10 protein-coding genes are annotated in these 11,776 nt (G+C 69.0%); 9 read left to right on the top strand and 1 reads right to left on the bottom strand.

Annotated features, from left to right (window positions below; genetic code table 11):
- Positions 1 to 18: 18 nt before the first annotated feature.
- The 5 genes from BLT59_RS06520 (at position 19) to BLT59_RS06500 (ending at position 6,012) form a co-directional block, all read left to right on the top strand.
- Positions 19 to 1,266 (top strand): glycosyltransferase, encoded by a 1,248-nt coding sequence (locus tag BLT59_RS06520; protein WP_244513880.1) that lies wholly within the window; start codon positions 19 to 21, stop codon positions 1,264 to 1,266.
- 28 nt (positions 1,267 to 1,294) lie between these two features.
- On the top strand, positions 1,295 to 2,452 hold the full coding sequence (gene glf, locus BLT59_RS06515) for a UDP-galactopyranose mutase (protein ID WP_175543953.1): 1,158 nt from the start codon (positions 1,295 to 1,297) through the stop codon (positions 2,450 to 2,452).
- A gap of 8 nt (positions 2,453 to 2,460) precedes the next feature.
- Positions 2,461 to 3,651, top strand: a complete 1,191-nt coding sequence (locus BLT59_RS06510; protein WP_091777711.1) for an NADH-quinone oxidoreductase subunit D — start codon at positions 2,461 to 2,463, stop codon at positions 3,649 to 3,651.
- Between the two features lie 458 nt (positions 3,652 to 4,109).
- On the top strand, positions 4,110 to 5,327 hold the full coding sequence (locus tag BLT59_RS06505) for a hypothetical protein (RefSeq protein WP_091777710.1): 1,218 nt from the start codon (positions 4,110 to 4,112) through the stop codon (positions 5,325 to 5,327).
- Complete coding sequence (locus BLT59_RS06500) at positions 5,311 to 6,012, top strand: HAD family hydrolase (protein WP_091777708.1); 702 nt, start codon at positions 5,311 to 5,313, stop codon at positions 6,010 to 6,012. Before BLT59_RS06505 ends, BLT59_RS06500 begins: the two co-directional genes overlap by 17 nt.
- A gap of 6 nt (positions 6,013 to 6,018) precedes the next feature.
- Here the strand turns inward: BLT59_RS06500 and BLT59_RS06495 are convergent, their stop codons facing one another.
- Positions 6,019 to 6,621, bottom strand: a complete 603-nt coding sequence (locus BLT59_RS06495) for a YgjV family protein (protein WP_175543952.1) — start codon at positions 6,619 to 6,621, stop codon at positions 6,019 to 6,021.
- A gap of 176 nt (positions 6,622 to 6,797) precedes the next feature.
- On the opposite strand from BLT59_RS06495, the gene BLT59_RS06490 reads away from it, so the two are divergent.
- The 4 genes from BLT59_RS06490 (at position 6,798) to BLT59_RS06475 (ending at position 11,759) form a co-directional block, all read left to right on the top strand.
- Complete coding sequence (locus BLT59_RS06490; protein WP_091777705.1) at positions 6,798 to 8,198, top strand: sugar porter family MFS transporter; 1,401 nt, start codon at positions 6,798 to 6,800, stop codon at positions 8,196 to 8,198.
- Between the two features lie 345 nt (positions 8,199 to 8,543).
- Complete coding sequence (locus BLT59_RS06485) at positions 8,544 to 10,481, top strand: methanol/ethanol family PQQ-dependent dehydrogenase (protein WP_091777704.1); 1,938 nt, start codon at positions 8,544 to 8,546, stop codon at positions 10,479 to 10,481.
- Positions 10,462 to 11,283, top strand: coding sequence for a substrate-binding domain-containing protein (locus BLT59_RS06480; protein WP_091777702.1), 822 nt, complete (start codon positions 10,462 to 10,464; stop codon positions 11,281 to 11,283). The genes BLT59_RS06485 and BLT59_RS06480 overlap by 20 nt, the downstream gene beginning before the upstream one ends.
- A 5-nt stretch (positions 11,284 to 11,288) precedes the next feature.
- Positions 11,289 to 11,759, top strand: a complete 471-nt coding sequence (locus BLT59_RS06475) for a c-type cytochrome (protein WP_244513879.1) — start codon at positions 11,289 to 11,291, stop codon at positions 11,757 to 11,759.
- Positions 11,760 to 11,776 lie beyond the last annotated feature (17 nt).

Below are 11,776 nucleotides of genomic sequence, written 5' to 3'. Positions count from 1 at the left end.
CAAAACAGAGGTGATGGTGTGAGCGGAACCCGTGTCTCCGAGGGCCATGCCGCTGCCGTGACACACACCCAAGATCGGGATCGGCCGCACACCGGAACTGGCAAGATCGCGTCGCCGAGACCGCGGCTCGTCTGCTTCTCGCACCTGCGCTGGGGCTTCGTCTGGCAGCGCCCGCAGCATCTCCTCGTCCGCGCGGCGCAGTCCTTCGACGTCCTCTTCATCGAGGAGCCGGTCTTCGAGGCGGAGGACGATGCCGACCGGCTCCGGATCCAGGAGGTTGCTCCCGGTGTCGTCGTGGCCGTTCCGGTCCTGTCCCCGGCCAATGCCTACCGGGCCGACCGCCTGCAGGCGGACCTGATCCGGGACCATCTGCGCGGCCGCCCGATCACGCGGCAGGTCTTCTGGTATTACACGCCGGCGGCAATCAGCATCTCGGCCGATCTCCCGCGCGACCTCACGATCTACGACAATATGGACGAGCTCTCGGCGTTCCAGGGCGCGTCGCCGGAGCTGATCGCGCAGGAGGCCGATCTCCTCGATCAGGCCGACCTCGTCTTCACGGGTGGGCGAAGCCTCTACGAGGCCAAGCGCGACCGGCACGACGCCCTTCACTGCTTCCCCTCCTCGGTCGACGCCGCGCATTTCCATCGCGCCCGGGAGACGGGACACCCCGATCCGGAGGATCAGGCCGGGATCCCGCACCCGCGCCTCGGCTTCTTCGGCGTCATCGACGAACGGCTGGATCGGGAGCTGCTGGCTGCCGTCGCCGATCAGCGGCCGGACTGGCACGTCGTGATGATCGGACCCGTGGTGAAGATCGACCCCGCGAGCCTGCCGCGGCGGCCGAACATTCACTGGCTCGGCCCGAAATCCTACGCGGCGCTTCCCGACTACCTCCGGCACTGGGATCTCGGCTTCATGCCGTTTGCGCAGAACGAGGCGACGCGCTTCATCAGCCCGACCAAGACCCCCGAATTCCTGGCCGCCGGGTTGCAGGTCGTCTCGACGCCGATTGTCGACGTCGTGCGGGATTACGGCGAGGCCGGTCTTGTCGCGGTCTCGGATAGCCCGAGCGGCATTGTGCTGTCGGCCGAGGCGCTGTTCGCCGGACGGAAGGAGTTCTGGCGCGAACGGGTCGACCAGCGCCTCGCCAGCAGTTCCTGGGACGGGACCTGGCAGGCGATGCACGACCTGATCCGCGAGCGCCTGCAGAGCCCCGCGCCCGAGGCGCTCGATCTCCTGCCGCAAGACGCTCCCACGGTCTGATGCTTTCGCGAATTGGAGGCCGAGCCACATGTACGACTGGCTGATTGTCGGCGCCGGTTTCGCCGGCAGTGTCCTGGCCGAGCGACTGGCGAGCCAGCGCGGAGAACGGGTCCTGGTGGTGGACCGCCGCAATCACATCGGCGGCAATGCCTACGACCGGCTGGACGAGGCGGGCCTGCTCATCCACCAATACGGGCCGCACATCTTCCACACCAACGCGGACGCGATCGTCGCGTATCTGTCCCAGTTCACCACGTGGCGCCCCTACGAGCACCGGGTGCTCGCGATGGTCGACGGCATGCTGGTGCCGATCCCGATCAATCTCGACACGATCAACCGTCTCTACGGCCTGTCGCTGACTCCGGAGGAGCTGGCCCCCTGGTTCGCCGCTCGCGCCGAGGCGGTCCCGGAGATCCGGACCTCCGAGGATGTGGTGGTCTCGACCGTCGGCCGGGAACTCTACGAGAAGTTCTTCCGCGGCTACACGCGCAAGCAATGGGGCATGGACCCGTCTGAACTCGACCGGCAGGTCACGGCGCGTGTGCCGACACGGACGAACCGCGACGACCGCTATTTCAACGACGCGTTCCAGGCCATGCCGGCCGAAGGGTACACACGGATGTTCGAGCGGATGCTGGCACATCCGAAGATCCACGTGATGACGAACGCGGATTATCGCGATGTCCGCGACGTCATTCCGCATCGGCGGCTGATCTACACCGGGCCGATCGACGGATATTTCGACTGCCGGTTCGGGCCCTTGCCCTACCGCAGCCTGCGGTTCGTTCACATCACCCGGAACGTCGCCTGCCATCAGCCGGTAGCGGTGGTGAACTACCCACAGACGGAAGCCTATACGCGGATCACCGAGTACAAGCATCTCACCGGACAGGAGCATTCGAAGACGTCGCTGACGTTCGAGTATCCGAGCGCCGAAGGCGATCCGTACTACCCGATCCCGAGACCCGAGAACCAAGCCTTGTTCAAGCGCTACGAGCGACTGGCGCTCGCCGAACGGAACGTGTGGTTCGTCGGGCGGCTGGCGACCTACCGCTACTACAACATGGACCAGATCGTCGGGCAGGCGCTGGCGACCTTCCGGCGGATCGACGCCCAGCTGGGACCCTCCGGCCCCGTCCGCCCGACCGCGCCGGCCTTCGACGCGCATCTGTCAGCGCAGGCCTAGGAGCGCCGATGGCCGAGCACAACATCCGCAACTTCGCGATCAATTTCGGCCCGCAGCACCCGGCGGCGCACGGGGTGCTCCGGCTCGTGCTGGAACTCGACGGCGAGGTGGTCGAGCGGGTCGACCCGCATATCGGCCTGCTCCACCGCGGCACCGAGAAGTTCATCGAGTACAAGCCGTACATGCAGACGATCCCGTACTTCGATCGTCTCGACTATGTCTCGCCGATGGCCATGGAGGAGACGTACGTCCTCGCCATCGAGAAGCTCGCGCGCATCACGGTGCCCCGGCGGGCCCAGCTGATCCGGGTTCTCTTCCTCGAAATGACCCGCATCCTGTCGCATCTCCTCAACGTCACGACGCAGGCGATGGACGTCGGCGCCCTCACGCCCCCGCTCTGGGGCTTCGAGGAGCGCGAGAAGCTGATGATCTTCTACGAGCGCGTATCGGGCGCGCGGCTCCATGCGAATTACTTTCGGGTCGGCGGCGTCCATCAGGACGTGCCGCCCGGCCTGCTCGATGACATCGAGGCGTGGTGTCACACCTTTCCGGGGGTGCTGGACGATCTCGACGCCCTCGTCATGGGCAACCGCATCTTCAAGCAGCGCACCGTCGATATCGGCATCGTGTCGGTGGACGAGGCGATGGAGTGGGGCTTCTCCGGTCCGATGGTGCGCGGCTCGGGCATCCCGTGGGACCTGCGCAAGGCGCAGCCCTACGAGTGTTACGAGGAGATGGAGTTCGACATCCCCGTGGGCAAGAACGGCGACACCTACGACCGGCAGGTGATCCGCATGGAGGAGATGCGCCAGTCGGTGCGCATCATGAAGCAGTGCGTCGCCAAGCTGCGCGAGCCCGCCGGCCAGGGGCCGATCGCGGCCCTCGACGGCAAGTTCGCGCCGCCGCCGCGCCGGGCCATGAAGCGCTCAATGGAGGCGCTCATCCACCACTTCAAGCTCTACACCGAGGGCTTCCACGTGCCCGAAGGCGAAGTCTACGTGGCGACCGAGGCGCCGAAGGGCGAGTTCGGCGTGTATCTGGTGTCCGACGGCACGAACCGCGCCTATCGCTGCAAGATCAGGTCTCCCTGCTTTGCGCATCTTCAGGCGATGGACTGGATGTGCCGCGGGCACCTCCTGGCCGACGTGTCCTGCGTGCTCGGCACGCTCGACATCGTGTTCGGCGAAGTGGACCGCTGACCGGCACCGCCCGCGATCACCTGCGCGCCGTCGCCCATGCCCGGCACCGATCCCGTCTGCTGCGCAGCCGTCTATCTGAGGCGATGAGGCAGGCGGAGGCGTCGTGAGACCTGCCTCTCGAGCCGCGGGTGACACCGACGCCAACTTCGGACACGGCGATGGTGTGATTTCAAACGGGACCCGCGCACCGCCCCGAGGGTTGGCTAAATACAACGACCATCTCCGCAGGATAAATCATGTCACAGGTTAAGAACGAGCTGAAAATCAATACTGATACTCAGGTTCTTCTTACGGCGATCTTTCGCAATATTCCTGTCGCTCGACGTGCCGCAGAAGCCAGAGGTCTCAGCGGCAGATCAGACGGGATATCCCGGAAAGCATCGTAACGCGCGCTCTTACCAGGATAAACTGAATATTTGTCCTGGTTTCTCGAGTAAATTCCAAGCGGACCCCTTTACATGCTGCACTTACATTTCGGCGCAGGCCGCCTTGGCCTGGGCCTGGTCGTACCCGCGTTCCAGGGGCCGGCCACGGAGAGTGTGATCCTGAACCGCTCCGTCTCCGTCGCGAACGCCACAGGATCCACGGCGCTCGGCGCCGAGCGGCGCAACATTCTGCTGCGGGACAATCCGGATGCGGCCTACCACCTGCGGATCCTCGATGGCACCGAGGCCCGGACGGAACGGATCCGCTACGCGGGCTTCCACACCTACGAGGGCGGCGACCTCGCCGCGCGCACCCGGGCGATCGCCGCGGCGTCGGCGGCGAAGCGCCGAGCCGTCATGGTCACGGCCTCGGTGCTCAAGCGCGAGAATTACGGACCGGTGGTCGAGGCGCTCGGCGCCCTCGCGGCGCTGCGCGAGGCCGGCGAGCCCATCGGCCCCCTCTTCCTGGTCGCCTGCGAGAACATGGTCTCGGCCCAGGAGGTCCTCGACGATCCGGATCTGGTCGGCCCCGACGCGGCACTTCTCCGGCGCCACGTCACGCCGGTGGCCGCGCTGGTCGACCGGATGTGCGTCGATCTGGAGGAGGATGCCTCGGCGTCCGGCCCGACCGTCTGCGTGCGCACCGAGCCCTACGCCTCCCTGAAGCTCGCCCTCAATCCCGACACCGAGATCCTGCGCGACCTCTGCGCCGGGAGCCTGATCACGTTCGGCCGGCATCTCGACGTCGAGAAGCAGATCAAGGGCTGGCTGCTGAACGGCACCCATTGGCTGATCGCTCTGCGCGCCTTCCAGGCGAGCGGGGGCGACCGCGCCATGAAGCTCAACGAGTTCATCGCGGCCTCGCCGGAGGAGCGGCGACACGCCATCGCGGTGATGGACGAGATGCGCGAGGGTGTCGCGCTCCTGCTCCGGCAGGATCCGGCCTACGCGGATTTCGTCCGCGACGTCGATGCCGACGCCTACCTGGCCGGGGCCGCGACGGCGATCCTTCAGCGGTTCTTCTCCACCGAGGACCCGATCACCCGCATCCTCGCCCGGTTCCAGGCCCCGCCCCCCGGGGATCCGACGCCGATCGAGGCGTTCAGCACCCGCTTCGCCGACCGGATCAACGGTCCGCTCGGCGCCTACGAGGCGGCCAAGGGCGAGTTGCCGCCGGCCGCCAGCCGGGGCCTCCTCAGCCTGCTCAACCTCGTGCAATCGGGAACCTTCATCGATGCCCGTGCCCAGTGACGCGGTGCAGAGCCCGACGCTCCTCTTCGACTGCGACGGCGTCCTGATCGACAGCGAGATCCTCGTCTGCCGCCTGGTCAGCGAGGAGCTGACCGCCCTGGGCTACCCGATCAGCGTCGCGGACGTGATCGCGCGCTTCGCGGGCCGACCGGAGGGCGAGATGCTCGCCGAGATCGCGGCGGATCGCGGCGCCCCGCTGCCCGACAGCTTCCTCACACGGACGCGGGCCAGGACCGCCGCCAGCTACGAGACCGAGTTGCGGGCAGTCCCCGGCGTGGCCGAGGTGCTGGGACGCCTGCGCGTCCCGGCCTGCGTCGCGTCGAGCAGCGCGCCGGGGAAGCTCCGGCAGGGGCTCGCGGCGACCGGGCTCCTCGGGCATTTCGGCGGCAACGTCATCAGCGCGGCCGCGGTGGCGCGCGGCAAGCCGGCCCCGGACGTCTTCCTCTACGCGGTCGGCTGGATGCGCAGCACCGTTCAGAGCTGCATCGTCGTCGAGGACAGCGTGCCGGGCGTGACGGCGTCCCGCGCCGCCGGCATCCGCACCTTCGGCTTCACCGGCGGCGGCCACTGCCCGCCGGATCTGGAGGCACGGCTCCGGGCGGCGGGGGCGGAACAGGTCTTCAGCGACATGCGCGCGCTGGAACGGCTCGTTCCGGCCGCCTTCGCCGGGCCGCTGGCCGCGTGACGCGGCTCAGCGGGATGGCAGCGCCTCGAGGGCCGCGAGGGCAGGCCGGTCCGTCGCCCGCGTGGCCGCCCGGGTGCGCAGATAGGACGTCGTGAAGCCGAGGAGACCCAGGCAATCGCAGGTCAGGCCGACCACCGACCCCATCAGGATGTTGTGGCTCGCCCAGCCGAGCGCGGCACCGATCAGGAGCAGCCGCATGGTCTGCGGCGAGGCCTGAAGGCGCGCGGCAGTAGCCACCAGCGCGGCGAGGCCGGCGAAGGCCGAAGGAAGGCCGGTCCAGGTGGCGACGATCAGGAGCGCGGCCAGCACGAAGGTTCCGGCGAAGACCGCGTCGAGCCAGGCGGGCCGGCCGCGGGCGGTCACGAACCGGGCGGCGAGCAGGCTCTGGGCGACCCCGAGCAGGTTCATCGCGGTGCCGGTGGGCGAGCCGAGACGCAGGAAGTGGGCGCTGAAGCACAGGCCGCAGGCGGCCGAGCTCAGCAGGATCAACCGGCGCTGCGGCATCAGCCCGGTGGCGAAGCCGAAGGCGAGGCCGAGGAGGCCGAACAGGTCGAGATGGCCGGCGGCGGCGGCGCGCGCGAGGACCGGCCAGGCGTCGGGACTGAGCATGGTGCGGGGTCTCGGAGGCGGGGTGTGTTGAGCCCGCCCGTCCTCGGCGGTGCAGATGGCGCGATTAAGGAGTTTCGGCGGCCTATTGCGGCGCAGCAGAGGCATCGGAAGGGCCGCCTCCGGCCCCGGCGCGGCCGGGACGTGACGGGGAATAGCGGGCAGGACAGGAGCGCGGCATGACTCCCTTCATGTGGCTGGCGGCGGCGACGGCCGCGATCGGCGGATTCCTCTACGGCTACGACACCGGCATCATCGCGGGGGCATTGCTGTCCATCACCGCGGATTTCGCGCTCCCCCACGCCATGCAGGAGATCGTCGCCGCCGCGATCCTGTTCGGCGCGACGCTGGGTGGCCTCGGCACGGGGGTCGTGTCGGACCGGTTCGGGCGGCGGCACACGATCATCGGGATCGCCGCCCTGTTCACCCTCGGCGCCGTTGCCGCGAGCCTCGCGCCCGACGCCATCCTCCTCGCCCTCGCACGGGTGGTGCTGGGCATAGCGGTCGGCGCGGCCTCGCAGTCGATCCCGGCCTACGTCGCGGAACTCGCGCCTGCGGAGCATCGCGGGCGCCTCGTGGTGGCCTTCAGCGTCGCGATCGGCCTCGGGATCCTGACCGCCAGCCTCGTCGGCTACGGCCTCCATGACGTGCTGTCCTGGAGGCTGATGATCGCCGCGGGCGCGGTGCCGGCCATCGTGCTGTTCGCCGCCATGTTCGCGCTGCCGGAAAGCCCGCGCTGGCTCGTGGCCCAGGGCCGGCGCGACGCGGCCCACAGGGCCCTTGCCCGGGTGCGCCCTGGGGGCGCCGATCTCGACGGCGAGCTGGACGGGATCTCCGATGCCATCGCGCAGAGCGACACGTCCACGCCCGGCTGGCGTGGCCTGGCGGACCAATGGGTGCGCCCGGCCGTGATCGCTGGATGCGGTACGGCGGCCTTCACCCAGCTCGTCGGCATCGAGATGATGATCTACTACGCGCCGACCCTGCTGAAGGGCCTCGGCTTCGGGGAGGGCAGCGCCCTGCTGACCAATGTCGGTATCGCGGCGATCTACCTCGTCATGACCGCGACGGGACTTGCCATCGTGGACCGCGTCGGGCGGCGGCGGCTGTCGCTCGTGACGCTGCCGGGCGCCGCCCTGTCGCTCGCGGTTCTCGGCGCCCTGTTCGCGACCGGCCGGACCGGCCCGGAGGATGCCCCTTTCGTGATCGGCTGCCTCTTCTCGTTCATGATGTTCCAGGCCGGGGGGCTGCAGGTGATCGGCTGGCTGACGGGTTCCGAGGTCTACCCGCTCCGGGTGCGGGCGGCCGGCACCAGCGCCCAGGCCGCGACCGTCTGGGGTTCGAACCTGCTCCTGACCGGGACCGCCCTGTCGCTGATTCACCATCTCGGCGCGGGCGGCGCCATGTGGGTCTATGCGGGCCTGAACGCGCTGGCCTTCGTGTTCGTCTGGCGCTGGCTGCCCGAATTGAAGGGCCGCAGCCTGGAGGAGGTCGAGGACGCGCTCCGGCAGAACCAATTCACGCCCGCGCATTTCGCGGCGGAGCCGGTCCGCTTTGGGGACGTCCGCGCGACGGCGTAGGCCTTCGCGGCGGACTCGGCGCGGGCGGGCTCGGACGGGCGCGCTGCCCAGGGCCCATCGGCCTCGTCCTGTGTGAGGTGGGCGTGCAAGGCTGCGCTGCCTCGTGGCGAAGGCGCTTCGCATCCTGGTTTGCCTTGCCGGCGGCGAGCGAGTCGTCTCCGGCACATGTCAGAGCTTCCGTGAGGCGGGATCACGCCCAGTCACGCAGTATAATAAAATATATATACCTACATTAGTATCGTCAGCACCTGTATATGCCGATTACTATTTCAAGAACTGGAAACCGTTGCGCTGGTTTGCTGAGATGAGTGCCTCCGGCGTACGGGGCGCGACAGGAACCTCGGCATGCGAAACGTGAGCGCCGTCCTCGCCCTCGTGGCACTGACCTGCACGGGGCAGGCGCAGGGTGTCCGGGAGGGAACCGGTCAGCCGACGGGACAGGGCACCGGTACGGAAGGCCCCTCGGGGCAGACACCGTCCCCGGAAAAGGAGCGCGCCGCCAATCCGCACGTCCTCGAACCGACGGTGCGGCCGGCCCGGGAGAGCGCCTCGAAGCCGACGCTCCCGCCCTTCGCGCAGAGGGCCGACCAAGCCACGGCGGGTCACTGGACGAGCCCGGGCCGCAACACCGCGCTCACGCGCTACAGCGAGCTGAGCGAGATCAACGCCGGGAACGTCAAGACCCTGCAGGTGGCCTCGACCTTCTCGGTCGGCACCAATCGCGGTCAGGAGGGCTCGCCGATCGTCGTCGGCGACGTGCTCTACGTCGTCTCGTCCTTCCCCAACATCCTCTACGCCCTGGACCTGACCAAGCCCGGCTTCCCGATGAAGTGGTCCTACGATCCGAAGCCGGAGATCGCCTCCCAGGGCGTGGCCTGCTGCGACGTGGTCAACCGCGGGCCGACCTACGCGGACGGCAAGATCATCTACAACACCCTCGACAATTTTACGGTCGCAGTCGACGCGAAGAACGGTCAGGAAGTCTGGCGGACCAAGAACGGCGACATCAACCAGGGCCAGACCATGACGATGGCGCCGCTGGTGGCAGGCGACAAGGTCATCGTCGGCAATTCGGGCGGCGAACTCGGCGTGCGCGGCTGGGCGAAGGCGCTCGACCTGAAGAGCGGCAAGGAAGTCTGGCGCGCCTACACGACCGGGCCCGATTCCGACGTGAAGATCGGCGCCGGCTACAAGCCGTTCTACGAGCAGGAGAAGGGCAAGGATCTCGGCGTCACCTCCTGGCCGCAGGACATGTGGAAGCAGGGCGGCGGCACGGTCTGGGGCTGGGTCAGCTACGATCCGGAGTTGAAGCTCGTCTATTACGGCACCGCCAATCCGGGGCCCTGGAACCACGAGCAGCGACCGGGCGACAACAAGTTCACCGCCGGCATCTTCGCCCGCGACGTCGAGACCGGCGACGCCCGCTGGTACTACCAGTACAGCCCGCACGACTATTTCGATCATGACGGCGTCAACGAGAACGTGCTGGTCGACATCGAGTGGCAGGGCAAGCCCCGCAAGGTCCTGATCCACCCGGACCGCAACGGCCACATCTACCTGATGGACCGGACCAACGGCGAGATCCTCTCGGCCGGGACCTATCACTACACGAACACGAATTTCGGGGTCGATCTCAAGACCGGCCAGCTCAAGCACAACGTCGAGAAGTCGCCCAAGGTCGACAAGGTCACTCGCGACATCTGCCCGAGCCCGCCGGGCGCCAAGGACTGGAGCCCCTCGGCCTACTCGCCCAAGACCGGCTTCCTGTACCTGCCGCACAACAACCTCTGCATGGACGAGCGCCTGAGCGAGGTCGGCTACATCGAGGGCACGCCCTATGTCGGCGCGGACGTGAACATGAAGCCGGGGCCCGGCGGCCATCGCGGCGAGTTCACCGCCTGGAACGTCACCGACGGCTCGGAGGCCTGGACCATCCGGGAGACCTTCCCGGTCTGGGGCGGGGCGGTGGCGACCGCGGGCGACCTCGTCTTCTACGGGACGATGGACGGCTGGTTCAAAGCGGTCGATGCCCATACGGGCCGGGAGCTCTGGAAGTTCAAGACCGGCTCGGGGATCATCGGGCAGCCCAGCACCTGGAAGGGGCCGGACGGGCACCAGTACGTCACGGTGATGGACGGCGTCGGCGGCTGGTCCGGCGCCATCGTGTCGGGCGGGCTCGACCCGAAGGAGGGCACGGCGGCGCTCGGCTTCGTGGCGGCGATGCGGGACCTGCCGAAGGTCACGGCGGCCGGGGGCACGCTCTATGTCTTCCGTCTGCCGTAACGGCCTTCTGGCGCTCGCCCTGCTGTCGGCGCCGGGCGCCGAGGGGCGGGAGCTGCGCATCTGCGCGGATCCGAACAACCTGCCCTTCTCGAACCAGGCCGGCGAGGGTTTCGAGAACCGCATCAGCGCGATCGTCGCCGCGGATCTCGGCGCGACGCTCACCTATACGTGGTGGGCGCAGCGCCGGGGCTTCCTGCGCAACACCCTCCATGCCGGCCTGTGCGACGTGGTGCCGGGCCTGCCTGTGGGGACGGAACTGGCGCGCCCCACCGCGCCGCTCTACCGCTCCGGCTACGCCTTCGTGCAGCGGCCCGATGCCCCGCCGATCAGCAGCTTCGACGATCCGCGCCTGAAGGACCTCCGCATCGGCGTGCAGATGGTCGGCAACGACGGCTACAACACGCCGCCCGCCCACGCGCTGTCCCGCCGCGGCATCGTGCAGAACGTGCGCGGCTACGCGCTCTACGGCGACTACAGCACGCCGCACCCGCCGTCGCGGATCGTCGAGGCGGTGGCGCAGGGCGAGATCGACACCGCGGTCGTCTGGGGGCCGCTGGCCGGCTACTTCGCGGCACGCCAGAGCCCGCCGCTCCAGGTGACGCTGGTGAACCCGCCCTTCGACGGCGCGCGCCTGCCGCTCGCCTTCGACATCGCCTTCGCGGTGCGCCGGGACGACGACGCGGGCGCCTTCGCCCGCGAGGTCGGCGGCGCGCTCCGCCGGCACCGGGCCGAGATCGACGCGATCCTGGCCTCCTACGGCGTGCCGCGCCTCGACACCCCGACCACCCTGGAGACGCGATGATGCCGATGGTTGCCACCCTTCGCATGGCGGCTCTCGCCGCCGCCCTCGCGGGCGCAGGCCTCACCCTCGGGGTCGCCCGGGGCGCGGCGGATCCGGAATCCGGCGCCGGCCAGGGCGAGCCGCAGGTGGTCCTCACGCCGCAGGCCGTCGGCGGCGAGGCCGTGCCGACGACGGGAGCGAAGCGCGCCGCGCAGTACGAGAACAACAAGGACGCGATCGAGGCCGGCCGCGGCCTCTACGCGGCCTACAACTGCTCCGGCTGCCACGCGGGCGGTGGCGGCGGCTTCGGGCCCGCCCTGTCGGACGACCAGTGGCTCTACGGCGGCTCGCTGGAGAACATCGTCGCGACCCTCTACGAGGGCCGCCCGCGCGGCATGCCGGCATGGCGCGGCAAAATCCCGGACGAGCAGATGTGGCAGCTCGCGGCCTACGTGAAATCGCTGAGCCAGCCGGGCGGCATCGCGCCCCCGCTGTGACCGCCCGGCCGTCGCCG

The sequence above is a fragment of the Methylobacterium sp. UNC378MF genome (assembly GCF_900103195.1).
In the GTDB taxonomy this organism is placed as follows: domain Bacteria; phylum Pseudomonadota; class Alphaproteobacteria; order Rhizobiales; family Beijerinckiaceae; genus Methylobacterium.
Note: the sequence above shows the minus strand (reverse complement) of the source record. Positions and strands in the feature narration are given on the sequence as shown.